The organism is Maridesulfovibrio sp., from assembly GCF_963677005.1.
Taxonomy (GTDB): Bacteria; Desulfobacterota; Desulfovibrionia; order Desulfovibrionales; family Desulfovibrionaceae; genus Maridesulfovibrio.
On sequence record NZ_OY781616.1, the window covers coordinates 1172046 to 1196643 of the forward strand.

Below are 24598 nucleotides of genomic sequence, written 5' to 3' on the forward strand. Positions count from 1 at the left end.
CTTCCGCTAAAAGGAAAAAGGACCGGAGCAGTTATGCCCGGCCCGATATTTCCAGTCAGAATTTGTTACATGCCGTGATAGTGCTGCAAACACTGCACGTCAAGCCCTTTTCCGCGCCGTTCCTTGATTGCCAGACTCATGGCATGGGCTCCGGCCACGGTTGTGGTGTATGCCAGACCGTAAAGCAAAACAGTCTGCCGTATCTCCTTGGAGTCGGTGACCGTCTGTTTTCCGGACGGGGTATTTATAAGAAGATCAATGTGGCCGTTCTTGATGTAGTCGACAACATGAGGTCTTCCTTCGTTTACCTTGAGTATCTTTTCGGTACTTATCCCTTTTTCATTAAGGAAATCTGCAGTACCTCCGGTTGCCAGTATGCGGAAACCGAGTTCGCTGAAGTTTGCCGCAGCGGGAAGGATGCTTTCCTTGTCCCGGTCCTTGACGGAGATGAAGACCGTTCCTTCAAGGGGAAGTTTGAGACCGGCACCGAGCTGAGCCTTCATGAAGGCCAGTCCCGGAGTATAATCCATACCCATGACTTCACCGGTTGAACGCATTTCAGGTCCGAGCATTACATCGACATTCGGGAACCTGTTGAAGGGGAAAACCGCTTCCTTGACGGAATAAAAACCTTCCTTGCGCATGGACCAGGGATCAAGATCCTTCAGCTTTTCGCCAAGCATTACCTTGGTTGCCATCTTGGCAAGCTGAATTCCGGTAGCCTTGCTGACAAAAGGCACAGTACGCGATGCTCTGGGGTTTACCTCGATGATATAAACAACATCATCCTTCACCGCGAACTGAATGTTCATCAGACCGACGACTTCAAGCTCTTCGGCCAGCGCCACGGTCTGCCTTTTGATCTCTTCCACGATTGCATCGCTCAGGGTATGCGGAGGCAGTACGCAGGCGGAGTCGCCGGAATGGATTCCGGCTTCTTCGATATGCTCCATGACACCGGCAACGTAGGTCTGCTCGCCGTCCGAAAGAGCATCAACATCAATCTCGATCGCATTCTCAAGGAATTTGTCAATGAGAATGGGATGCTCAGGAGAAACAACCGCTGCTTCGCGGAAATAGGAATCAAATTCCTCATCGCTGTATACGATGTCCATGCCCCGACCACCGAGGACATAGGAGGGACGCAGCACAAGAGGATAACCGAGATCGGCGGCGATAACCTTTGCGTCTTCAAGAGACATGGCCGTGCCGTTGTCCGGCTGTTTCAGATCCAGCTTTCTGAGCAGGGCCTGAAACCTTTCACGATCCTCCGCACGGTCAATGGCGTCCGGGGAAGTTCCCAGAATATTGACTCCGGCCTTGAGCAGCGGAATGGCGAGGTTCAGCGGAGTCTGACCTCCGAACTGGACAATTACGCCTTCAGGCTTCTCGAACTCGATGATGTTGAGCACATCTTCATAGGTGAGCGGTTCAAAATAAAGTCTGTCCGAGGTATCGTAGTCGGTTGAAACTGTTTCCGGGTTTGAGTTGACCATAATCGACTTTATGCCCATTTCATTCAACGCAAATGAAGAATGGCAGCAGCAGTAGTCAAACTCGATCCCCTGACCGATCCTGTTGGGCCCTCCCCCAAGGATCATGACCTTGCGGTCCTCCATGGGAGCGGCTTCCTGACCGGATTCGTAGGTGGAATAAAAATACGGTGTGTATGCCTCGAATTCGGCAGCACAGGTATCTACAAGGTAGTATGTGGGAATAAGCTCAAGCTTTTTCCTGAAATTACGTACATTCTCTTCTGTTTCACGCCACATGGACGCAAGCTGAGGATCGGAATAACCGTATTCCTTGGCCTTTTTAAACATTGTGGCAACGCGCTCATCACCGGAATACATTCCGACCTCAAGAGTGAAGGTCCTCAGTTCATCCTCGAATTTAACGATGTCCTCGAACTGATGCAGGAACCAGGGGTCAATCTTGGTGATATCGAAAATTTCTTCCAGAGTCATGCCGCAGAGAAAAGCTTCCCGCAGAAAGAAAATCCGCTTGGAATTGGGCTTGCGCAACAGGCCGACGAGTTTTTCGCGGTCAAAATCGCATTTATCGAACTTCTTGCCGAAACCGGGCATACCCACTTCAAGTGAGCGCAGCCCTTTCTGCAGACATTCTTTAAATGTACGTCCGATAGCCATGGTTTCGCCGACACTCTTCATGGCAGTGGTCAGATAGTCTTCGGAACCGGGGAATTTCTCGAAAGTAAATCTCGGAATCTTGATGACACAGTAGTCAATTGTAGGTTCGAAAGACGCCATGGTCTCGCGGGTGATGTCGTTGGGAATTTCATCCAGCGTGTAGCCGACGGCAAGTTTGGCCGCGATCTTGGCAATGGGGAACCCGGTAGCCTTGGAAGCCAGGGCTGACGAGCGGGAAACACGGGGGTTCATCTCAATGACCGCAAGCTCCCCGTTTTCCGGATTGACGGCAAACTGAACGTTGGACCCACCGGTTTCAACGCCGATTTCGCGCATGATTGCAAGGGAAGCGTCCCTCATGACCTGATATTCCCGGTCGGTAAGGGTCTGGGCAGGGGCCACGGTGATGGAGTCACCGGTATGCACCCCCATGGGATCAATGTTCTCGATGGAACAAATGATCACGCAGTTATCCTTGCGATCGCGCATGACTTCAAGCTCGTATTCCTTCCAGCCGAGGATGGATTCCTCAAGCATTACTTCGCTGTGAAGGCTGGCGGCAATACCCTGCATGGCTATGTGTTCCAGATCCTCCAGATTGTAAGCCACACCGCCGCCGGTACCGCCGAGAGTAAAGGCGGGCCGGATGATGATCGGGAAGCTGAGCTGCTTGCCCCAGTAGCGGACATCATCAATATTTCGGGCGATTCCGCTTGAAGGAACCTTGAGGCCGATCTTTTCCATGGCTGCACGGAAAAGCTCACGGCTTTCCGCCTTTTCAATAACATCAACGGATGCGCCGATAAGTTCAACATTGAATTTATCGAGAACACCGGCTTCAGCCACAGCCAGTGCGGTGTTAAGCGCGGTCTGGCCGCCAAGGGTCGGCAGGAGGGCATCGGGCCTTTCCTTCTCGATGATCTTGGCGATTGTTTCAGGTTCAATAGGTTCAATATAGGTTCGGTCCGCAAGGTGCGGATCAGTCATAATAGTCGCGGGATTGGAATTTACGAGGATGACCTCGTATCCTTCTTCTTTGAGAGCTTTGAGAGCCTGAGTTCCGGAATAGTCGAACTCGCAGGCCTGACCGATTACGATCGGCCCTGAGCCGATGAGCATAATTTTCTTGATATCAGTGCGTTTAGGCATGAACTCCACCCAAATAAAGGTTTGAGATATTGGCTGTGCGGTCCTGTTTATGTCTCGGCGAACTTATGTTCGCGCATAGGACCTGTGAAGAGACGAGAAGATATAAATTATTATTGCAAGATGGGCAACCCCTCTAACGTTTATATTATTTAGCAACTAAGACTGTTCACTTATTGACAAACATCATAATTGACTTTAAATCTCAATTGCAATGAACGCACTTACTGAAAAAACTACTCCAAGACCTCTTTCCTGCTATGGAAACGGTGTGTCGGTAAGAGTGACCGCCCTGGAAGGCGGACGCTGCTGCCGCAGCAGGCTGCTTGCCCTTGGCATCATCCCCGGCACAATAATCACAGTACTAAGCAGTTGCGGAAGAATGACCATCAGGGTCAGATCTTCCCAGTTTGCAATCGGCTGTGAGATGGCAGCCAAAATCATGGCCATCCCGGTACGCGATTGCGACGACTGCCGAAAAACATATTAAGTCCCCTGAATACAGCATAATAAATTGCAGGAGATTCATACATGGATTCAAATTCAAAATGGCGATCCATAGAAATTCTTGCCAATGACCGCTCACCTCTGTCCCTGACCATGCTCGAAATGAAAAAGTGGCATGACAGACTGCAGAACGACTACGGAGTCTGGTCCAATACACAGGATACAGTGGCGACCATGAACTCCCTGAACAGCTACAAAGAATTCGCGGAACGGACCGAAGGACGCGTTGTAAACCTCGTTATCAACGGTGCGGATGTGCCTTACGACCTTCCGAAAAAGACAAAAGCCTAGCCTGCAGGCGGCATAGAATCCTCATCCCGCATCCTCTCACTGAAATCTCTGTTTGCCTATTATTCCGCATTCTGGCATTTTCCGCATATGGAAACAAACTACTCCGAAGAAGAACGCATAGAGCGGCTGGAAACAGCGCTGGCTCTGCAGGACCAGACGCTTGAAGAACTGAACCGGTTCATTATAGCACAGCAAAAACAGATAGGCGAACTGGAAAAGAAAATCGCAATTATGGCGGCACAGATGAAAGACCTGAAAGAAGCCGTTGCACACGCCACCCCCATGGATGACGCCCCTCCCCCGCATTACGGGCAGGTTTAACGAATCAGATGGACGAATCCCGGATTCAATCACCAGCCCTTTCAGGACATATCTGCTTCGGCCGCACTTAGTACTAGGCCACCTGCAACCAGACTTAATCCAGCATCACAGCATGCTTACCGGATCAACATCCATTGTGATCCGGATATTCTTTTTGTCCGGATTGAGTACGAGAATCCTGCCGTAAAGCTCTCTGCTTTTCATCCAGTCATCCGCCTTGAGCAGACAGTTGAAACGCTTACGCCCGCGCAGTTGCGAAAGAGGAGCAGGAACCGGGCCCATCGCCATTAGACCGGCTTCGCGAGCGGCATCCCTTACTGCTGCGAAGAAACCGGGGCAAAGCTCCTCTCCTTCCCAGCCAAGCGGATAACTTATCCTGATCAGGGTCAATTTGGTAAAGGGCGGGTAGCGGAATCTCTTGCGCCGCTCTATCTCCTTTTCAAAGAAAGTCTGATAATCCGCTGATGTTACCGCGGACCAGATCGGATTTTCCGGGTTGCGGGTCTGAATGATGACTTCACCAGGCTTGTCTCCGCGCCCGGCCCTTCCGGATACCTGCACCAGAAGCTGGAATGTCCGCTCCGCGGACCGGTAATCCGGCAGATTCAGCCCCAGATCACCCTCAGACACAACAACCAGTGTGACACCGGGAAAATTGTGGCCCTTGGAAAGCATCTGCGTTCCGACCAGTACCTGCGCATCACCCCTGGCAAAACTTTTCAGAATCTCGTCCAGTCTTTCCTGCCTGCGGGTTGAGTCCCGGTCCAGACGCAGAATCTTCGCTTCTTTGGGCAGCACCTTGGCGACCTGTTCTTCCAGCCGCTCCGTGCCTCCACCAAGAGGCAGCAGATTACTGCCGCCGCATGCCGTGCACGGCAACGGAAAAGGATAGGAGTTGCCGCAATAATGGCAGATCACCCTTTCCCTTGCCTTATGATAGGTCATACTGACGTTACAGTGAGGGCACTTGATGGGCTCTTCGCAATCGGTGCAATAAATAATCGGAGAAAATCCACGGCGGTTGAGCATGACCACGGCCTGCTCGCCTTTTTCCACAACCTCAAGCAATCTGGCCTGTGTTTCCGGGGCGAAAGGCTGTTCAGGGTCTTTTATAGCCGAGACATCAACAACACGAACTGCGGGAAGTACGGACTTCCCGACCCTTTTCTCCATGGAAATTACATCAAAAGCACCCTGTTTTGCCGCAAAAAAAGTTTTCACATCCGGTGTGGCAGAGCCCAGAACCAGCAGGCTTCCGGTTAATCCGGCAAGATAATACGCCACTTCCTTGGCCTGATACGGCAGGCGTTCTTCCTGCTTATACGATTCGTCATGCTCTTCATCCACGATGATCAGACCGGGATTGCGGACAGGAAGAAAAAGAGCCGAACGGGTTCCGATGATCAGGGCGGGGCTGTCATCCTCGGCCAGAGCACGGAAAATGGCTTCCTTGCGTACCGGAGTCTGGTAGCCGTGATAGAGATATTTCCTGCTGTCCGGAAAAAGAGGGCATATTCCGTTCCATAGGGCATACGCAAGAGCAATCTCCGGAACCAGTATGATCGCCGACCTGCCCTGCTCCATGCAGCGTCTGGCAACAGTCATATAGACCAGCGTCTTGCCGCTTCCTGTTATACCGTGCAGCAGCCGAACGGCATTGTGACCTTCATCAAGAGCATGGGAAAGATCGGAAATAGCCTGTTCCTGCTGCTCGGTCGGGACGAAATCCCAAGCGGGCATTCCGGCAGTACACTTCTCTGCAGGATCGGATTCGTCATCCGGAGGAGGGCCTATCTTCAGGAGAGAATCGGAATGCAGTTTCCTGATGACACCCCCGGTCCATTCGCCCAGAACGTTCTTTAAAAAACCCTTCTCCCTCGGCCCGTTTTCATACAGATATTCCAGCAGCTGCAACTGCCGGGCGGCATTCGGCCTGACCGGCCATGGAGGATCTGCGGCAAGACTTACATATTCTTCCTTTTCAAGCGAAGCAGGAAGACAGACGTCCATCCGGCCGTCATTGTATATTTCAACAAGCTCCAGACGTCTTTCCACCGGCATGCGCGCAATATCAAGGCCCTTTAAACGGGAAGGAAAACCTCTGTCCGCAACTCGAAAAGAAATCCTTGCGCTGCGAAAGCGGGCAGGTACGACATTTTCCAGCACCTTGCCAAGCGGCTGCATCTGCCGTGCGCCTATGCTGCGATACAGCTTGAAATGATTGGGGTTCAGCAGGGGGACCCGTTCCAGCGGCCAGATAACGGATTTAAGTTCCACCCCTTCGGGACCGGATTCTACGGTTTCCATAAGGAAGGCGACCCGCACGGAACGCCCCAAAGGCACAAGCACCCGCTGACCTTCCGAGAGTTCCGGAATATCAGCGGGCGCAACGTAAGTGTATATTGAATAAGGCGGACTGGCGAGGCAGGCCTGCCAGAGGACAGTCATTATTTATCCATCAATTTAAGCTTGAGGCATTTGCGAAGCATCTCGTAGACCGATCCGGAAGGCACTGCGCAACCGGTTTTCTTTTTTACGGCTACCGGCGAAAAAAGAGCCGAAGCGATTTTCTTCCTGATGCCCTTCCATTCAATCCTGAAATCAACGGTTTCGTCACCGGAAGTCAACGTTCCGCTGTGGGGAAGGATAAAACCTGCAAATTTGGAATATCCCCCGAAAGTAATACTTCTTCCGGCTCCGAGAATAATTTTGAGCGGAACAAAATTCTCGTTATCGAACCAGATCTGGGGAGAATTCTCATCTCCGGCCTGAGCTCCGAACACGAAAACAGGCGTGTCTTCATAAAAACCGTAGCTCCGCGTTCCATTGCTGAAACCTGCCGACATCCAATCATTGACCGGATCGTCCGGCGCCCAGAGCTGAAGCACGGAAACAGGCATATCACCGTTCTGCGGACACTGGGCAATAGTCTTGAAATACTGCCCGACACTTTCCGCAGCAACAGTGGCATTTCCATCCGCACAACTGAAAGTCTGCTGCCAGCGGTCGTACCCGCGACGAAGAGTCAGACTTGTTCCCGGCTCGGAAGGAAAGGTGATTACCGCCTCATATGAAGTCAATGCGCCGTAGTTGCGGTACATTGTCTCATCAATGTCCTGGTCGGACGGAAAAAAAGCCCTTGCCGGGCTGCAGACAAGCAGGGTCGCGGCAAGGACTGTAAGCATCACATAAAAATTGATCTTTTTTACGAACAAGACAGGAGCTCCCGCAATCTGGATACTATGCCGTCACGCAATTCTTCATCCTGAAGTGCAAAATAAACGTTCGCGGTAAGATAGTCCACCCAGTCCCCGGCGTCAAACCTCTGCCCGCGCAGTTTTACGGCCAGCAGCTTGTTGTTTGCGGCCAGTCCCTGCAGGGCATCGGTAAGCTGGATTTCTCCACCCACTCCGGGCTCGACATTTTCAAGGTGATCAAAAATCTCCGGCAGCAATACATAACGTCCGACAATGGCCAGCCTGGAAGGAGCCTGACCGATGGCCGGTTTCTCAACCAGAGAACGGACGCGGTACATTCCGGGGGCAAATTCCTCGCCCTGGATGATTCCGTATCTGTTGACCTTGTTCTCGGGGACCTCGATAACGCCGATTACGGCCATATTTTCCGTCCGAGCCGCGTCAATAAGCTGCTTGATGCCGGGTTCCATACCGAACATAAGGTCGTCACCGACCATTACGGCGAAGGGATCGTTTTTGCAGACTTCCTTGGCGCAGAGAACCGCATGCCCGAGGCCGAGCTGTTTTTTCTGACGAACGGAAATGATATTTACCATCTCCGCCACTCTTCTGACTTCCTCAAGAGCCTCTGTCTTACCGCCGCGCTCAAGAACGTCTTCCAGAGAAAGGTTGTAATCGAAATGGTCTTCAATGATCTTCTTGTTCTGGTTGTTGATGAAAACAACATCCGTAAGCCCGCTGGACATTGCTTCTTCCACCACATGCTGAACAACAGGCTTCTTGAAGATGGGCAGCATCTCTTTGGGAATATTCTTGGTTGCAGGCAATGATCTGGTGCCCCATCCGGCAACCGGAATAATAACTTTCTTGATGACCATTGATTAAGACTCCTTGGGTAGATTCAGTTTGCACCTACGCAACTGAAAAAATATTAGCGTAAATTTTCCTCCAGCACCTTGGCAAGACCGGAGGTGTAAAGTTCAACCTTGGCGCTGTCTTCAGCTTCAACCATAACCCTTGCAACGGACTCGGTGCCGGAATAGCGCAAAAGCACCCGTCCCTTGCCTGCCAGCTCATGTTCCACCTGCTTGAGAGCATCCCGCACGGCAGGAACTTCATCAAATGGAATTTTCCGCTGAACGTGAACATTCTGCAGCTTCTGAGGATAGAGAGCAAGCAGACCGGAAAGTTCGGAAAGAGGTCTGTTTTTTGTGCATATTATACGCAATAACTGCAACGCTGCAAGCAGTCCGTCACCGGTGGTGCTGTATTCCCTGAAGATGAGATGACCGGACTGTTCTCCGCCCAGAACGGCTCCTTCCCTGCGCATGGCTTCCACCACGTATCTGTCACCCACCGGGGTCCTGAGCATGGTGCCGCCGCGTTCCTTCATGAAATTTTCCAGGGCCATGTTGCTCATGACAGTTGCAACAAGCATATTCTTGGCAAGCTTACCCCGTTCCATGAGATCGGCCGCACAAAGAGCCATGATCAGGTCACCGTCAAGCACCTGCCCCTTTTCATCCACAACAATGAGACGATCACCGTCGCCGTCCAGAGCGAGGCCTATATCAGCATGCTCCTCCACCACACGGCGTCCCATGACTTCGGGGTAGAGCGAGCCGCATTTGTCGTTGATATTCAGGCCGTCCGGTTTGTTGCCTATTCTGACAACTTCGGCACCGAGCTCTTCGAACATATGCCCCAGACTGTAAGTCGCTCCGTTGGCGCTGTCGAGAACCATCTTGATTCCTTTCAGCGTCATATCCTGCGGAAAACTGTACTTCAGGTAGACAATATACCTTCCCCGTGCATCTTCTATCTTGAAGGCGCGGCCCACTTTCTCCGACTGCGGGTAGTCCCAGTTGCTGTCCCCGGACATAACCATGGCGGAAATCTCGTCTTCGACATCATCAGGGAGCTTGTACCCCTGCGAATCAAAAAACTTGATTCCGTTATCCATGAACGGGTTATGAGAGGCTGAAATAACTATGCCGATATCGGCACGCATGTTTCTCGTCAGAAAAGACACAGCCGGAGTAGGCATCGGCCCGACCTGAAAAACATCCATACCCATGGCGCACAGCCCGGAAGTAAGCGCATATTCAAAAACATATCCCGAAAGACGGGTATCCTTGCCTATGATAACCTTGTGCCGCTGTTTGCCGTTTCTGAAATAATAACCTGCGGCAAGGCCGAGTCGAAGCGCAATCTCGGCAGTCATGGGGAAAATATTGACCTGCCCGCGCAGGCCGTCGGTACCAAATAAACGTTTATTCATTAAAATCTCCCGAAAATGTCGTGGCTGCGGGCATCAATGTCCCGGTAAAGCCTGTCTGGATACGGTTACTGTTATTGCTTCCGGTTTTTGTTTGGTTATGCTGCACCCTTTAGGCAGACTTACTTCATAAGGAATAATGTTATCGCCGTCCGGAATTGTGGCGTTCAGATCAATCGAAGCGGTAATTTCGTTTCTGAATCCGCTTTTACGGAAAAAGGGTTTAGGAGCTTCCACAAGCAGCCTGACGTAATTCTGACTGGCAGAGAAGTCAACATCTTCCGGTCCCAGGATATAGAGCGGAACCTTAACCCACATTTTACCCCGGCGCACTGCAAAATCCAGATAGACATGAACCATGCCGGGGGTTGCCTCTACAGCCTGTGGAAGATGCAGAGGAACATCACCATCCCAGTTTTCAGGGGTATTGGTATCGATGAGAACAGGCTGGGTATTTACCTGCGCGACCTTTTTAAGAACAGAGGCGGGACCGCGCAGAACGACTTCGGCAGGATCGCAGCGCTTTTCCTTGAGCGCATAATCGCGGTGCAGATCTCCCTTCCATACGGGGATAACTGCAACCTTCTTGTTCACATACATATCCATGACCAGATTGATGTGAGAAGGCTTGATTTCCACCACTTCAAGGGCACTACCGAGTCCGAGCCTCTCCGGAACTATTTCTATGGGATTGTTGCCGACGACCAGATTGCCGGTATCAAGGGAATAGGCAAGTTTTTTTGTATCCAGATTGCGTATAAGCCCCTTGGGACCGCGCAGTCGCGCGGAAACCTTGGTTATCATCCCGTCACGGATTATCATGCCCTGCGGAGGGTTTATAATCTCAAGCGGAAATTCAACCCAGGTTTCAACAAGGTCCCTTCCGGTAACCAGATACCAGGTCAGGAGGGCCATAAGGATTGCCAGTGCGGCAATTTTCCAGCGTTGTGCAGACATACTCAGCTAAAAACGTTTTTGAGCACCCGCTTCAACCGGGTGATATCAAGACTTGTAGTCAGCTTTCCGCCTATCGCGGCGGAAATGGTTCCGCGTTCCTCGGAAACAACGATAGCCACGGCATCGGTTTCCTCACTAATCCCCAGAGCCGCGCGGTGCCGGGTTCCTATGGAACTCTGCCGGGTGGAAACCTGGGCCAACGGCAATATACAGGAAGCGGCGACAATCTTGTTTGAATTGACCACCACCGCCCCGTCATGCAACGGAGTATCGGGCCAGAAAATATTGATAAGCAGCTGTTTGCTGACCCGACCGTTGATTTCAACACCTTTCTCTATGATATCTCCCAGAGGGACATTTTTCTGAATGACAAGCAGAGCCCCTATCTTCTGACGGGCCATGGAATCCATTGCGGAACAGATTTCGTCAATTACAGCTAAATCATAGTCGTTTCTGCGCCACAGACGACCTGCCCCCATCTGGGCCAGACCTTTGCGGATGTCCCGCTGAAACAGGACGATTATTACCAGAAAGATTGAACTCAGGAAATTGGTCAGAAGCCAGTTGAGAGTGTACAGGCCGAAGACGTCCGACAGGTAGTAAACAAGCAGCAGAAGCATGAGACCCCAGATGACCGCAGCAGCACGGGTGCCGCGTACCAGGAGAATTACGTAGTAATAGACTACGGCCACCAGACCTATGTCCAGCAGCTCTTTCCAGGAAATCTGAAATCCGAACAGCTCGAACATTAATTCGCCCCGCCTATCTCCTTAACTATCTTCAAAGTCTGGCTTGTCAGTTCGACTTCATGCACACGGTGAATGGGAATCCCCCGTGCGGCCAGAACGGCCGTAGCCGCCTGAGTGGCATTCTGCCTGCAATCCGGTCCAAGACCCAGCAATGAGCCCCATACGGACTTATTTGAAAGGGCCATGTAGACAGGAAAACCAAGTTCGGCAACCTGGTCGATATTCCGCAATATTTCCAGATTATGCTCCATGGTTTTACCGAACCCTATACCCGGATCAAGCACTATACGATTCTCCGGTAAGCCTGCTTTTACAAGTTTTTCAAGACTTTTTTTAAAAAAGGTCAAAATATCCTCTACCACATTATCATATCTGGGGGCAATCTGCATGTCCTCAGGTTTTCCCTGACTATGCATAAGGACATACCCGGGCTTTAAATCAGCAACGACTTCAAGCAGTTGAGGATCAAGCGAAAAAGCGGAAACATCATTTACGATTGCAGCACCAGCCTCAATGGACTGACGGGCCACCTCGGCCTTAACCGTATCAACGGAAACAACATAATCGGTCGCCAATTCACGGATAACCGGAATGACACGGGCCAGTTCTTCGGCCTCGGAAACAGAATCGGCAAAAGGTCTTGTGCTTTCCCCTCCGATATCGAGGATATGCGCTCCCTGCTCCGCCAACAGCCGCCCATGAGCCACAGCTGTACGCGAATCAAAATTCTTGCCCCCGTCATAAAAGGAATCCGGGGTAACGTTGACAATACCGGCAATTAAAAAGGGGGCAGGGCCTAAAACCCTGCCCCCCATAACGGTCCATGAATATTCTTTGGTCATCTATTATTCAGAGCCTTTTTTGTCCTCGGAAGATTCAGCTTCTTCGGGCTTCTTTTCTTTATCCGCTTCGGAAACATCTTGTTCCGCATCAGTTGAATGTTCCTCAAAAGAGAAATCATCCCCGGATTCTTCATCAGCCTTATCCTGCTGTTCCTTAACCGGAGTGTAACCGGCCTGAGCGGCAGAACCGTATGCCCTGGCTGCGGAAGAGGTTTTCACCCTGGATACGGTTTCAAGGGGAGGAAGCACACCACCGGCCATAAGGGTATCGATATCATCTCCGGCAATGGTTTCACGTTCAAGCAGTGACTCGGCAACTGCATGAAGATGCTTCTCGTTTTCACTGAGCAGCCTGCGGGCCGTTTCGTGTGCAGTATCGATGATACGGCGCACTTCCGAATCGATGAGACGGGAGGTGTCCTCGCTGAAGTCCCTGTGCTGAACAAGTTCACGGCCGAGAAAGACCTGATCCTGGCTCTCACCGAAAGTCATGGGTCCGAGCTTGTCGCTCATGCCCCACTGACAGACCATGGAACGGGCCATCTTGGTGGCACGCTCGATATCGTTGCTTGCTCCGGTGGTCAACTGGTCGAGGATAAGTTCCTCGGCCACCCTTCCGCCCAGCAGCATTACCAGAGTATCTTCCAGATATGCTCTGGAATAGTTATGGCGGTCATCCACGGGAAGCTGCTGGGTTACACCAAGCGCCCTTCCGCGGGGAATGATAGTTACCTTGTGAACCGGATCGCAGTTCTTGAGAAGCTTGGCGATGAGTGCATGCCCGGCTTCATGATAAGCGGTAGTCTTTTTCTCGTCATCGGTCAGGATCAGGCTGCGGCGTTCACGGCCCATCAGAACCTTGTCCTTGGCTTCTTCAAAGTCGGCCATCTTCACGCTGTCCTGATTGTTCTTGGCAGCATAAAGCGCGGCTTCGTTAACGAGGTTTTCAAGATCCGCACCGGAAAAACCGGGAGTTCCGCGGGCAATGACATCAAGATCAATCTCACCGGCCAGCGGGGTTTTGCGGGTATGTACCTTAAGGATATGAGCACGCCCCTGCACATCCGGAGTGGGAACCACAACCTGACGGTCGAAACGTCCGGGACGCAGCAGCGCCGGGTCAAGAACGTCCGGTCTGTTGGTAGCGGCAATAAGAATTACCCCTTCGTTGGACTCGAAACCGTCCATCTCAACCAGCAACTGGTTAAGGGTCTGTTCGCGTTCATCGTGACCGCCTCCGAGACCGGCACCGCGCTGACGACCGACAGCGTCGATTTCGTCAATAAAAATCAGACACGGAGCATTCTTCTTGCCCTGAGTAAACAGGTCACGCACACGTGCAGCACCGACACCGACAAACATTTCGACAAAGTCGGAACCGGATATGGAGAAGAACGGCACACCGGCCTCTCCTGCAACAGCCCTTGCGAGCAGGGTTTTACCTGTTCCGGGGGGGCCCACCAGCAGAACACCTTTGGGTATGCGGCCACCGAGACGGGTGAACTTACGAGGTTCGCTGAGGAACTGGACAACTTCTTCAAGCTCGTCCTTGGCCTCATCAACACCGGCAACATCCTCGAAAGTGACGCGCGCGGTTTCCTCGTTGATCATGCGGGCACGGGACCGACCGAAAGACATGGCCCCGCCACGACCTCCGCCGCCTCCCTGCATCTGGCGCATAAAAAAGATCCAAACCCCGACAAGCAAAAGCATCGGGAACCACGATATAAACAAAGTCATATACCACGGGGCCTCTTCTTCAGGCTCCGCAACGACTTCTATTTTCTTCTTGATCAGGTTCTGGACGAGAGTGGGATCATCCGGATTATAGGTCACAAACCGTTTGTCACCTACCATTACCCCACTGATTTTCTGCCCCTGCATCTTGACCTGTATAACCTCTCCTTCGTCCACCTTCATGAGGAAATCGGTATAGGAGAGTTTAAGCTGGGATGCCTGCGGCTGGTTGAAAAGATTGAACAGGACAATCATAACCAGCATGATCGTTACCCAGACCAAGAGATTCTTGGCAAAACTATTCAAATTAAAACTCCTTGATATGTTTCCGGCTTACAAGTCGGATATATTCTCCGCCAGGCCCGGATTTAATTTACATCAGCAGCTAGTTTCAATCAGCTATTAATAAGGTTAATTCGGCAAAAGGCAAGCCATTTAGAGAAATATTATTAATGCTTGCCCTCGGTTCATAAAATTGGTAGCTGATTTTTCTCTCCAATGGAAGTGTATCGTCACCGGTGTGGCGCCTGGACTTCAAATCCAGTGGACGGGTTAACCCTCGTCGGTAGGTTCGACTCCTATACACTTCCGCCACCTCATAACAAATTCCTTCAAATATTCTCGGTTTTTCGACCCGTACTGCGTTTTATCTTGCCCTGACTGATCAATGCTGTATTATTTACATTGAATATTGTTCAAAAACAACAGGAGAGAGAGGATGACAGACTACGATCTCCATACCGGGATAGGCATCTTAGACAGCCAGCACCAGACTTTCCTGACTATTCTGGAAAAAATAAAGAATTGCGACCGTACCGACTCTGAAAAACTCGCAACCCTGATTGATGAACTTCATCTGTACACCCTTTATCATTTTGAAACAGAAGAAAAATTACTCAAGGAAAGCAAGGTTGAAAATTTTGAAGCTCATCAGAAAAAACACAATCTTCTTACAGAAAAGATTGAAGAATATCGGCTTGAAAATCTGACCGACAGCTGCCTGCTTGCACAGGGAATGTGCGACTTTCTTGAAAAATGGCTCTTCGAACACATATTGGAAACAGACATGGTTGATCTGGCAAAGGTAAAGGCCGGGGAAAACCACTGACTGCAAAGTGGAATCCCCCGGTTGGAATACTCTTAAATTATGATTTGGGCTGAATCCATTCCCGGAGTTCGGCCAACTGTGCGGAAACCGATTCCGGACCGGTGCTCCCGGGAGAAACCCTGCGGCGGACCGCGGCATCGTACGAAAGGACCTCGAAAACGTCTTCTTCAATCCTGTCGGAAAAAGTCTTCAGTTCGTCAAGGCTCATGTCCTCAAGTCCGCGACCTTCCTCTTCCGCCCGTGCAACAGCAGAGCCGGTAATGTGGTGCGCTTCACGGAAAGGAATACCCTTGCCCACAAGATAATCAGCAAGCTCGGTGGCATTAAGGAATCCCTTCTTCAGGGCATCACGCATATTTTCCGGCTTGAACTCCATTGCCGTCATCATATCAGCCATGATGGAAACCGAAGCCAGCACGGTCTTGTCGCAATCGAAAAAAGGTTCCTTGTCTTCCTGCATATCCCTGTTGTAGGCAAGCGGAAGTCCTTTACAGGTAGTCATCAGTGAAATGAGGTCACCGAAAACCCTTCCGGTTTTACCGCGCATCAGTTCGCACACATCCGGATTTTTCTTCTGCGGCATAATGGACGATCCGGTCGAAAACTCATCCGGCAGACGGACAAAACCGAAACAGGGGTTGGCCCAGATGATAAGTTCCTCGCAGATGCGGCTAAGATGGGTCATGATCAAGCTGCCGGTAAACATGGCTTCCATGACGAAATCGCGGTCGGAAACAGCATCAAGGCTGTTGCGGAAAGTTTCGCTCATGCCCAGGCTTTTTGCCGAAGACGAAGGATTCAGCGGATATGTGGTCCCGGCCAGAGCGGCAGCTCCCAGCGGACATACATCCGCCCTTCTCAGGCAATCTTCCACCCGGCTGTAATCGCGCTTGAACATCCAAGCATAAGCCAGCATGTGATGAGCAAGGCTTACTGGCTGGGCAGGCTGCATATGTGTATATCCGGGCAAAAGCACATCCGTGTTTTCACCGGCCTTTTCCGCAAAACTTTTCACGAGTCTGACAAGAGCCTCTCTCCATGCTTCAAGGGAACGCAGGACATGCAGACGAAAATCGGTCGCCACCTGATCGTTCCTACTGCGCCCGGTATGCAGCTTGCCGCCAACGGCACCGACTATTTCAGTCAGTCGGCTCTCAATATTCATATGGAGATCTTCCATCTCCCTTTTCCATTCAAATTTACCGGACTCGATCTCCTGAAGAACCGTATCCAGCCCTTTGATGAGAGTTTCGGCCTCTTCGGAGGTCAGCACTCCCTGCTCGGCCAGCATTTTTGCATGGGCCTGAGAACCTGCGATATCTTCACGATAAAGGTTCCGGTCATAACTTACGGATTCGGTATATTCCTCAACAGATGCCGCGGTCTTGCGGGCGAATCTTCCACCCCAGAGTTTATTGTCAGCCATTGCTACCTCTTTTTTACGTCCGGTACGACTAACGGCATGGTGCCGCTGTGTATGATTTCTATATTTGACGCTTTGATGCGCTGCGCGCTTTTAATATATTTGATTTCGCCGTCGGCTGCCTCGCAGGGCGCATCTCTGCTCTCAACAGAGAGCTAAAACAAAAACATAGCTTTTTGTTTTAGCGACTGTAAGGCCTGCCGGGGCCTCAAACTCTTTTGCAAAAGGGCTTGAGAATCCCAAAACCTTCCGTTAAGGCTTTGCCACTTCATTTGGCAAAACATTACTTTCATAAAATATTCAAGTTATGCCTTCACAACCTGCTTTAATTATACCCAAAAACCGTAATACGGTTGATAAAATAAAAACCCTGCCGTCAGCTGAGTCAGCATGCCGGGCAGGATAGTGAAAACCCGGACGGGCCTTGGGTCCGTCCGGGTAAATAAACCATATTAATCTTCTACATCGGATTCTTTGATCCAATTGGAGCCCGAAGAGGTTTTGCCCTTGAGTCTCAGTCCTACCAGCTTGATGAAGCCTTCGGCATCCTTCTGGTTGTAGACTTCGTCTTCCTCAAAGGTTGCGAGGTCTTCACGGTACAGAGAGTACGGAGACTTGCGGCCTTCAGGGATAACATTACCCTTGTAAAGCTTTACACGAACCGTTCCGGTTATGGTCTTCTGGGTTTCATCGATCATGGCCTGAAGCGCAATGCGTTCCGGTGCATACCAGAATCCATTGTAAAGCATTTCGGCATATCTGGGAATCAGGCTGTCGCGCAGGTGCATTACTTCACGGTCCATGCACAATCCTTCAAGGTCGCGATGGGCAGCGTGGATGATCGTTCCGCCGGGGGTCTCGTACACACCGCGAGATTTCATGCCGACGAACCGGTTTTCAACCATGTCCACACGACCGATACCGTGCTTGCCGCCTACTTCATTCAGCTTTTCCACAAGAGCAGCCGGAGAATACTTGATTCCGTTGATGGCAACGGGATCACCCTTTTCAAAATCAATGGTGATTATTTCAGGCTCATCCGGTGCTTTTTCAATGGGGGTGCAATAACGGTAGGATTCCGGGGACGGAGCGTTCCAGGGATCTTCCAGTTCAGCACCTTCAAAGCTCACGTGAAGCAGGTTGGCATCCATGGACCAGGGTTTCTTGCGGTTTACCGGGATGGGAATACCGTTCTCCTCTGCAAAGGCCATGAGATCGGTACGGGACTTGAGGTCCCATTCACGCCAGGGAGCAATTGTCTTGAGTTTGGGGTCCATGCCCATGGCTCCCAGTTCAAACCGGACCTGGTCATTGCCCTTTCCGGTTGCACCGTGGGCAACGGCCTGTGCTCCTTCGCTTTCCGCAATCTCAACCAGTCTCTTGGCGATCAGCGGACGAGCGATGGAAGTTCCAAGCAGGTAACGGCCTTCATAAATAGCCCCGGCGCGAAACGCGGGAAAAATAAAATCGCGGGCGAACTCTTCCCTGAGGTCTTCAACATAGGCCTTGGTGGCACCGGTATTGAGGGCTTTTTCCTCAATGCCGTCCAGTTCTTCGCCCTGACCGAGGTCTGCGGTGAGAGTGATTACTTCGCAGTTATATTCCTTCTTGATCCATTTCAGGATGATGGAGGTATCAAGACCGCCGGAATAAGCCAATACTACTTTTTCGATTTTGCTCATTTTAACAATCCTCTTGATTACAAATATCTCCGACCGGATCTCCGGGACTCAATTTCAGGTCAGCCCTGCCTACAAGCGAAATATCCGCATTCTGCGGCAGCGCCTGAAACAAACCGAAGCCGTCATTAATTACATCTATTATTCAACAGTATGCATATGGGGAACGGCCTGTACCGGGCCAAGAACCCTGGATACGGCTTCCAGATCAACTTCAAGACCGTTTACAGCCCATTCGAGAATGGCTTTCTGCATATGCAGCCTGTTCTCGGCCTGATCATAAATAATGGAGTTTGGTCCATCCAGAACTTCAGCGGTCACTTCCTCTCCGCGATGGGCGGGCAGACAGTGCATGATCTTGCAATCCGGATCAGCATGCTTGAGCAGTTCCGCATTGACCTGATAGCCGTCAAAAGCGATTTCACGCTTTTTCTGCTCTTCTTCCTGTCCCATGGAAGCGAACACGTCGGTGTTCACGTAATGTGCGCCCTTCACAGCTTCCACCGGATCATAGCTGAGGTTGATCTTCGCCCCCATGGACAGTGCCCGGGAAAGAATATCACGATCAGGCTCGTAACCTTTGGGGAAAGCCATGGTCAGGTAGAACGGGAAATAAATTGCCGCGTTTATCCATGAGTGGGCCATGTTGTTGCCGTCTCCCACCCAGGCCACGTGCACCTTGTTAAGGTCCGGGGTCCGCTCATAGATGGTCAGCATATCGCTCAGCACCTGACAGGGATGATATCTGTCTGTAAGTGCGTTGATAACCGGAATGGAGGCATTATCCGCAAGGGTGCGCACCTTTTCCTGACCGAAAGTACGTACAACCAGGGCATCCGCATAGCGGGAAAGGACCTGCGCGGTATCTTCAAGCGGTTCACTTCTTCCAAGCTGGGATTCGGCTGGAGTCATAAAGACGGAGTGACCGCCGAGCTGCTCAATGGCAATATCAAAGGAAACCCTTGTACGGGTGGACGCCTTCTCAAAGATAAGAATAACGGTTTTCCCGGCAAGGGAATCATTTTGAATCTTGTTATCTTTCAGCTCTTTCGCCCGCAGCAGCAGCTGGCCGAGTTCTGAACGGGGAACATCGTTTATTTTCAGAAGATTTCTGATCATCGTTAAACTCCAATAAATTCTTTAGGTGAGCCTGTTCCCGCCGCTTGAAAACGGCAGTCGGGAATTATTGCGCAGAAGGCCCGCCGTTGTAAACAATAAAATAGTGTGATCACCAGTGAAAACACGGGACAGATAAGGTACTTTCCATAGGCAGCACATGGTCGGCTTAAGAAAAAACCGTGCTGCAGGATACGGGCTGGTTTCTTAAAAGAACCAACCCGGAATTCGCTGCCGGAATTCAGCGGAAACGGATTCGACAGCGAGATCGGTAAGTGAATACATTTCAGTCCCGTGATCATACCCGGCAAGATGCAGCAGGGCATGAGCCAGCAGCCTTGAGGTATGCTCTTCCGGCAGTTGGCCGTAGAGCCGTGTTTCACGTGCAAGAGTATTGACTGACAAGACGATCTCTCCAAGAAATCTGTTTACATCCGGATCTGGATTTTCGGAAAAAGGAAAACTTAATACGTTGGTGGGCCCCACACAGCCCAGAAATTCTTCGTTGATAACGGAAATTGCCGAATCATCAACTATTTTAAGGTCAAAGTCAAAGCAGTCCAGACCGAGCACGTTCAGAAGCATTCCGGAAAGACGGACAAGCTCCTGCCTGCTCAAGGGGAATTCGGCCAGAGGCAGGCACTCCATACTGAGGTTCACGCCCACTGCTACTTGCTCCTGCATTCATAGGAGTCGTAGGCCTTGACGATTCGAGCGACAAGGGGATGTCTTATGACATCCGTATCTTCGAAATGTATAAAACTGACCCCGTAGACATCGCGCAGAATGTTGCAGGCATCCACAAGCCCCGAAGGTTCGTTGCCGGGCAGGTCTATCTGGGTGATATCCCCGGTGATGACCGCTCTGGACCCGAATCCCAGCCGGGTGATGAACATTTTCATCTGCTCGCGGGTTGTATTCTGCGCTTCGTCCAGAATAACGAACGCGTTCGAAAGAGTCCGGCCGCGCATGAATGCCAGCGGTGCTATCTCAATGATGTTTTCCTCAATCATCTCCTGCACGCGGTTGAAATCGAGCATATCGTACAGGGCATCATAAAGCGGGCGCATATACGGGTTGACCTTATCCACAAGATCACCGGGCAGAAAACCCAGCTTTTCACCGGCTTCCACAGCGGGGCGGGTAAGAATTATCTTTTTTACTTCCTTGCGCTGCAACGCATAAACGGCCATGGCCACGGCAATATAGGTCTTTCCGGTTCCGGCCGGACCTACGGAAAAGACCATATCGTTTTCACGGATGGCGGAAAAATACGCCCTTTGTGTTAGCGTACGCGGAGTAAGCGTTTTCTTGGGGGAAACGGCAAAGAGCTCATCCCGGAAAATCTTGATCAGATCTGCGGAAGGATCGCGGCAAAGGATTCTGTAGGCCGCTTCCACATCCTGCGGAAAAACTTCCTTGCCGGATTTGAGAAGTGAATAGAGCTGAGTGAAGGACTTGGCTACGGGATCAATCAGTTCCTCGTTTTCAGCGATAAGCATGATCGAATTGCCGCGACTTTCTATCCTGACCCCGGAATGACGTGACAGAAGCTCAAGATTGGAATTCTGCGCACCGAAAAGAACGCTTGCCAGCCCGCCGTCTTCGAATTCAAGTTTGACCCGTACTTTATCTTTATCCGCCATTAATTTTTAACCTGCATATTTTTTTGAGCAAGAAATAAGGCAGGAACAAATATTATGCAACAGATCAAAAGGTAAAAAAAAGATTAACTAGTGCTCAAGCAGATCATCCACAGCATCAAGAATGGCTTTGGAGTTGAAAGGCTTCGTGAAAGTATACTTTACTCCGAACATTTTTATCCAGTCCAGCGAATCATAGTTGGCCGAGGAACTGCCTCCGGAAACAGCTATTATCTTCACCTTCGGATTTTCCTTCATCAGTTCCCGCACGGTCTGCACGCCTTCTTTTTCCGGCATGAAAATATCGGTAATGACCAGATCAATCAAACTGCTGTCGTAATTACGGACGGCTTTTGCGCCGTCCTCCGCCTCAGAAACCTGATGGCCTTCCTTTTCAGCATTGCCCTGAGAACCTGGCGAGAAATCGGATCATCATCTACGACGAGAATCCTGGGCATATCCAAACTCCTTTAAACAAACAATCATGAACATTACTATACCTACCTGTGAGCCCGGACGAGGCTTTATTATAGCAACTAACTTCATTGAAATTTAATTTCAAGGGTTATGTGAAAAAGTTACCCTCTTCCCCTGGCACTACCTTTGAATATTTCGTACTCCAACAGCCTGCACTCTATCTTGGCATTGAAAAAAACCAGCCTGCGTGATGCCCGGAGTCCTATGAACTTGGCAAGGTCCAGATTCCCGGTAAAAATGTAGCCCCTGTAGCCCTGACATTTATTCTTTAGAAAATCACCAATGCCGGCATAGATTTTTTCAAGTTTTGTAACGTTTCCGAGCCGCTCTCCGTATTCAGGGTTCATCATCACTATACCGCCGCCATCGGGAATATCCGTATCCCTGAAGTCACATACATCAAACCGGATGTGATGTTCAACACCGGCAGCGCGGGCATTCTTGCGGGCGGCCTCCACTGCTTCAGAATCAATATCGGTCGCAATTATCTGCCCTTTCAGGGAAGTCCGCTCACGATCTTCGGCCTCAATGCAGAGATTTTCCCAGTATTCGGGATTGAATCCCGGAATCTTCATGAAAGCGAATTCCTCACGCATAAGCCCCGGAGCGCCGTTCAGCGCGATGAGAGCAGCTTCTATGGCCAATGTACCGCTTCCGCACATGGGTGATATGAAATTGCCCTGCCCGTGCCAGCCGGATGCGCGGATCAAAGTGGCGGCAAGAGTCTCCTGAAGCGGTGCCTTGTGGGGCAGCTTACGATACCCTCTGCGGGAAAGGGGAATACCGGACGTATCAAGATAGACCGTGCATTCGTCATCACGCCAGTGCAGAAAAACAATCGTACCGGACATATCCGGCCCGGATGAAGGCCGACGCCCGCTTTTTTCCCGAATGCGGTCTACAATGGCATCCTTGACCCTGACATTGGCAAACCGGGAATCGTTGACTGTTTCCGTTCTAACCGAAGAAGTCACGGTAAGGTATCCGTCCGGCTCGATTATGCGCTCCCAGACCATCTCTCTGACCTGTTCATACAATTGGTCAGGCGTTGCCGCGGTAAAACGCTTGAGCTGATACAGAATCCGATGCCCGCAACGTACCCAGAGGTTGAGACGCATGCAGTCGTTGAGCGAGCCCTTTATCTCCACACCGGCCGGGAGCTCGGCCCTTACTTTGAATCCAAGACGGCCTATTTCATCGGCAAGATAAGGGGTGAAACCTTTGGGGCAGGTTGCAAGCACAACACTTTTACGTTCAAAATCAAGCATATATACCTCTTAAACAATTTGGCTGGAAGCGTGAAATATCTCTAAAACACGAGCTCAATGAGCTTAGTTCTTTTACAATTCAATTTCGCCGCAGGCATAATCCGACACTACATGGTTCGGCCGCATAAAAAAAGGCCCTGCCGCAAGAGAGCAGAGCCTTATAAACTCCATGCCGAGAAACCTCAACCCTTACTCTTTCAAAAGAGACTTCATTGCGTCATAATCAGCGAGGACCTGTTCATCCTTCTGCGGACATACCATATTCACAACAAATATAGTCAGGAAGTTGGCCGCAAAACCGGGTACTATTTCGTACATCTCCGCTCCGAGTCCGGCATCCTTCCAGAAAATAAGAACCAGAGTTCCGACCACCATACCGCCAAGGGCGGAAAGCCATGTCGTTCTGCGGCTGAACAGAGCAAAAAGAACCACGGGACCGAACGCAGCGCCGAACCCGCCCCAGGCATAGGCCACCAGTCCAAGAATGGTATTCCCCGGAGTGAGGGCCATGCTCATGGCGATGATTGAAATGACCAACACACAAAGTCTTCCGACAAGCACCAGTTCCTTGTCGGAAGCTTCACGCCGCAGGATTTTTTTATAGAAATCCTCGGTAAGGGCCGAAGAAGAGACCAGAAGCTGAGAATCGATAGTGGACATTATCGCTGAAAGGATGGCCGCAAGGAGCACACCGCCGATCCAGGGATTAAAAAGAATTCCGATCATGTAAATGAAGACCTTTTCCTGATCCCCACCCTTGAGACCGTCAAACATGGGTATGGCCACCATCCCGGTGATCACCGCCCCGGCGAGAGAAATGATTACCCAGACAAGCGCCACTACAGTTGCCTTGGGCAGCTCCCGGACGGAACGGATGCCCATGAACCGGGTAAGAATATGCGGCTGACCGAAATATCCCAGCCCCCAGGCCATGGTGGAAATTATTGCAAGTCCGGACAGGGCCTGCCCGGTCCCGCTATGAAACAGGCTGGTTGAAATATGTTTCGCGATCATCCCTGATTCCACAGCGGAAATTCCTCCGCAATGAACGGTTGCCAGGCCCGGCACCAGGACAATGGCGAAGAACATGAGCGCTCCCTGGAAGAAATCAGTCCAGCAGACGGCCATAAAACCGCCGAGAAAAGTATAGGCAACAATAACTACTGCCCCGGATATTACTGCCACGCTGTAATCGATGTTGAACATGGACTCGAAGAGTTTTCCGGCGGCAACCAGTCCCGAAGATGAATATATGGTGAAAAAGATGAGTATGATTACAGCGGAACCGACCCGTAACAGGCTTGTGGGGTCGTTGAACCTCTTTTCGAAAAAGGACGAGATGGTCAGGGTCCCGGTAAGCTGTGTGTAGACCCGCAGGCGGGAGGAAACAAAAATCCAGTTCAACGCGGTCCCCAGGAACAATCCGATGGCAATCCATGCCGACGGCAGTCCGTTAAGATAGACCGCACCGGGAAGCCCCATCAGCAGCCAGCCGGACATATCGCTTGCCTGTGCGGAAAGAGCGGTAACCCAGCCACCGAGCCCTCTTCCTCCAAGAATATATCCCTCAATATCCGTAGTGCGTTTGTAAAAATACCAGCCCACGGCAAGCAGAAAAACAAGATATACGGCAAAAGTAATCAAAGTTTCGATCTGAATCACAATAAATCCTTTTTGCAAAAGTAAACAACTCGTCAATTCCCCAAACA

General features: G+C 51.0%; 20 protein-coding genes, 1 tRNA gene and 1 pseudogene. 5 read left to right on the forward strand and 17 right to left on the reverse strand.

The window, feature by feature from the left end:
• Nucleotides 1-65: 65 nt before the first annotated feature.
• Nucleotides 66-3299 (reverse strand): carbamoyl-phosphate synthase large subunit, encoded by a 3234-nt coding sequence (gene carB, locus ACKU4E_RS05460; RefSeq protein ID WP_320170069.1) that lies wholly within the window; start codon nt 3297-3299, stop codon nt 66-68.
• 211 nt (nt 3300-3510) lie between these two features.
• Between carB and ACKU4E_RS05465 the strand changes: the two genes are divergently transcribed.
• From ACKU4E_RS05465 to ACKU4E_RS05475, 3 genes are all read left to right on the forward strand, one after another.
• A complete protein-coding gene (locus tag ACKU4E_RS05465) occupies nt 3511-3786 on the forward strand; it encodes a FeoA domain-containing protein (RefSeq protein ID WP_320170070.1) in 276 nt (91 codons plus the stop codon).
• Between the two features lie 41 nt (nt 3787-3827).
• On the forward strand, nt 3828-4094 hold the full coding sequence (locus ACKU4E_RS05470) for a hypothetical protein (protein WP_320170071.1): 267 nt from the start codon (nt 3828-3830) through the stop codon (nt 4092-4094).
• Nucleotides 4095-4181: 87 nt separating this feature from the next.
• Nucleotides 4182-4415: a SlyX family protein gene (locus ACKU4E_RS05475; RefSeq protein WP_320170072.1), complete on the forward strand. Its 234-nt coding sequence runs from the start codon at nt 4182-4184 to the stop codon at nt 4413-4415.
• 105 nt (nt 4416-4520) lie between these two features.
• On the opposite strand, the gene priA is transcribed toward ACKU4E_RS05475, so the two are convergent.
• The 8 genes from priA to ftsH are packed head-to-tail and all read right to left on the reverse strand — an operon-like array spanning nt 4521 to nt 14481.
• Nucleotides 4521-6863, reverse strand: a complete 2343-nt coding sequence (gene priA / locus ACKU4E_RS05480; RefSeq protein ID WP_320170073.1) for a primosomal protein N' — start codon at nt 6861-6863, stop codon at nt 4521-4523.
• Entirely contained in the window at nt 6863-7630 is a 768-nt protein-coding gene (locus ACKU4E_RS05485) for a hypothetical protein (RefSeq protein ID WP_320170074.1), read from the reverse strand. Before ACKU4E_RS05485 ends, priA begins: the two co-directional genes overlap by 1 nt.
• The gene (galU, locus tag ACKU4E_RS05490; protein ID WP_320170075.1) at nt 7621-8490 is read right to left on the reverse strand and encodes a UTP--glucose-1-phosphate uridylyltransferase GalU; all 870 of its coding nucleotides are present in this window, start codon (nt 8488-8490) and stop codon (nt 7621-7623) included. The genes ACKU4E_RS05485 and galU overlap by 10 nt, the downstream gene beginning before the upstream one ends.
• A gap of 53 nt (nt 8491-8543) precedes the next feature.
• Nucleotides 8544-9893, reverse strand: a complete 1350-nt coding sequence (gene glmM, locus ACKU4E_RS05495; protein WP_320170076.1) for a phosphoglucosamine mutase — start codon at nt 9891-9893, stop codon at nt 8544-8546.
• A 33-nt stretch (nt 9894-9926) separates the two neighbouring features.
• Complete coding sequence (locus ACKU4E_RS05500) at nt 9927-10847, reverse strand: CdaR family protein (protein ID WP_320170077.1); 921 nt, start codon at nt 10845-10847, stop codon at nt 9927-9929.
• A gap of 2 nt (nt 10848-10849) precedes the next feature.
• A complete protein-coding gene (cdaA, locus tag ACKU4E_RS05505) occupies nt 10850-11596 on the reverse strand; it encodes a diadenylate cyclase CdaA (protein WP_320170078.1) in 747 nt (248 codons plus the stop codon).
• On the reverse strand, nt 11596-12438 hold the full coding sequence (gene folP / locus ACKU4E_RS05510; RefSeq protein WP_320170079.1) for a dihydropteroate synthase: 843 nt from the start codon (nt 12436-12438) through the stop codon (nt 11596-11598). Before folP ends, cdaA begins: the two co-directional genes overlap by 1 nt.
• Nucleotides 12439-12441: 3 nt before the next feature.
• A complete protein-coding gene (gene ftsH, locus ACKU4E_RS05515; RefSeq protein WP_320170080.1) occupies nt 12442-14481 on the reverse strand; it encodes an ATP-dependent zinc metalloprotease FtsH in 2040 nt (679 codons plus the stop codon).
• A 194-nt stretch (nt 14482-14675) separates the two neighbouring features.
• Between ftsH and ACKU4E_RS05520 the strand changes: the two genes are divergently transcribed.
• A tRNA-Sec gene (locus ACKU4E_RS05520) sits at nt 14676-14769 on the forward strand.
• Nucleotides 14770-14893: 124 nt separating this feature from the next.
• Nucleotides 14894-15283: a hemerythrin domain-containing protein gene (locus ACKU4E_RS05525; RefSeq protein ID WP_320170081.1), complete on the forward strand. Its 390-nt coding sequence runs from the start codon at nt 14894-14896 to the stop codon at nt 15281-15283.
• A gap of 37 nt (nt 15284-15320) precedes the next feature.
• Here ACKU4E_RS05525 and argH read toward each other — a convergent pair whose 3' ends face one another.
• The 8 genes and pseudogenes from argH to putP form a co-directional block, all read right to left on the reverse strand.
• Nucleotides 15321-16709, reverse strand: a complete 1389-nt coding sequence (gene argH, locus ACKU4E_RS05530; protein ID WP_320170082.1) for an argininosuccinate lyase — start codon at nt 16707-16709, stop codon at nt 15321-15323.
• A 449-nt stretch (nt 16710-17158) separates the two neighbouring features.
• Nucleotides 17159-18388 carry an argininosuccinate synthase gene (locus ACKU4E_RS05535; protein ID WP_320170083.1) on the reverse strand — a complete coding sequence of 410 codons (1230 nt, stop codon included), beginning with the start codon at nt 18386-18388 and terminating at the stop codon, nt 17159-17161.
• Nucleotides 18389-18526: 138 nt separating this feature from the next.
• Nucleotides 18527-19504, reverse strand: a complete 978-nt coding sequence (gene argF, locus ACKU4E_RS05540; protein ID WP_320170084.1) for an ornithine carbamoyltransferase — start codon at nt 19502-19504, stop codon at nt 18527-18529.
• Nucleotides 19505-19708: 204 nt separating this feature from the next.
• A complete protein-coding gene (gene ybeY, locus ACKU4E_RS05545; protein ID WP_320170085.1) occupies nt 19709-20185 on the reverse strand; it encodes an rRNA maturation RNase YbeY in 477 nt (158 codons plus the stop codon).
• A complete protein-coding gene (locus ACKU4E_RS05550) occupies nt 20170-21147 on the reverse strand; it encodes a PhoH family protein (RefSeq protein WP_320170086.1) in 978 nt (325 codons plus the stop codon). The genes ybeY and ACKU4E_RS05550 overlap by 16 nt, the downstream gene beginning before the upstream one ends.
• An 87-nt stretch (nt 21148-21234) precedes the next feature.
• Nucleotides 21235-21480 (reverse strand): annotated as a pseudogene (locus tag ACKU4E_RS05555) (response regulator); the annotation flags it as partial.
• 242 nt (nt 21481-21722) lie between these two features.
• Nucleotides 21723-22889 (reverse strand): THUMP domain-containing protein, encoded by a 1167-nt coding sequence (locus tag ACKU4E_RS05560; protein ID WP_320170087.1) that lies wholly within the window; start codon nt 22887-22889, stop codon nt 21723-21725.
• Between the two features lie 189 nt (nt 22890-23078).
• Nucleotides 23079-24551, reverse strand: a complete 1473-nt coding sequence (gene putP, locus ACKU4E_RS05565; RefSeq protein ID WP_320170088.1) for a sodium/proline symporter PutP — start codon at nt 24549-24551, stop codon at nt 23079-23081.
• Nucleotides 24552-24598: the final 47 nt, after the last annotated feature.

Excerpts from the sequence above, each read along its gene's own strand:
- carB (WP_320170069.1), bottom strand. The coding sequence starts at position 3,299 with ATGCCTAAACGCACTGATATCAAGAAAATTATGCTCATCGGCTCAGGG.
- ACKU4E_RS05465 (WP_320170070.1), top strand. The coding sequence starts at position 3,511 with ATGAACGCACTTACTGAAAAAACTACTCCAAGACCTCTTTCCTGCTAT.
- ACKU4E_RS05470 (WP_320170071.1), top strand. The coding sequence starts at position 3,828 with ATGGATTCAAATTCAAAATGGCGATCCATAGAAATTCTTGCCAATGAC.
- ACKU4E_RS05475 (WP_320170072.1), top strand. The coding sequence starts at position 4,182 with ATGGAAACAAACTACTCCGAAGAAGAACGCATAGAGCGGCTGGAAACA.
- priA (WP_320170073.1), bottom strand. The coding sequence starts at position 6,863 with ATGACTGTCCTCTGGCAGGCCTGCCTCGCCAGTCCGCCTTATTCAATA.
- galU (WP_320170075.1), bottom strand. The coding sequence starts at position 8,490 with ATGGTCATCAAGAAAGTTATTATTCCGGTTGCCGGATGGGGCACCAGA.
- glmM (WP_320170076.1), bottom strand. The coding sequence starts at position 9,893 with ATGAATAAACGTTTATTTGGTACCGACGGCCTGCGCGGGCAGGTCAAT.
- ACKU4E_RS05500 (WP_320170077.1), bottom strand. The coding sequence starts at position 10,847 with ATGTCTGCACAACGCTGGAAAATTGCCGCACTGGCAATCCTTATGGCC.
- cdaA (WP_320170078.1), bottom strand. The coding sequence starts at position 11,596 with ATGTTCGAGCTGTTCGGATTTCAGATTTCCTGGAAAGAGCTGCTGGAC.
- folP (WP_320170079.1), bottom strand. The coding sequence starts at position 12,438 with ATGACCAAAGAATATTCATGGACCGTTATGGGGGGCAGGGTTTTAGGC.
- ACKU4E_RS05525 (WP_320170081.1), top strand. The coding sequence starts at position 14,894 with ATGACAGACTACGATCTCCATACCGGGATAGGCATCTTAGACAGCCAG.
- argH (WP_320170082.1), bottom strand. The coding sequence starts at position 16,709 with ATGGCTGACAATAAACTCTGGGGTGGAAGATTCGCCCGCAAGACCGCG.
- ACKU4E_RS05535 (WP_320170083.1), bottom strand. The coding sequence starts at position 18,388 with ATGAGCAAAATCGAAAAAGTAGTATTGGCTTATTCCGGCGGTCTTGAT.
- argF (WP_320170084.1), bottom strand. The coding sequence starts at position 19,504 with ATGATCAGAAATCTTCTGAAAATAAACGATGTTCCCCGTTCAGAACTC.
- ybeY (WP_320170085.1), bottom strand. The coding sequence starts at position 20,185 with ATGCAGGAGCAAGTAGCAGTGGGCGTGAACCTCAGTATGGAGTGCCTG.
- ACKU4E_RS05550 (WP_320170086.1), bottom strand. The coding sequence starts at position 21,147 with ATGGCGGATAAAGATAAAGTACGGGTCAAACTTGAATTCGAAGACGGC.
- ACKU4E_RS05560 (WP_320170087.1), bottom strand. The coding sequence starts at position 22,889 with ATGCTTGATTTTGAACGTAAAAGTGTTGTGCTTGCAACCTGCCCCAAA.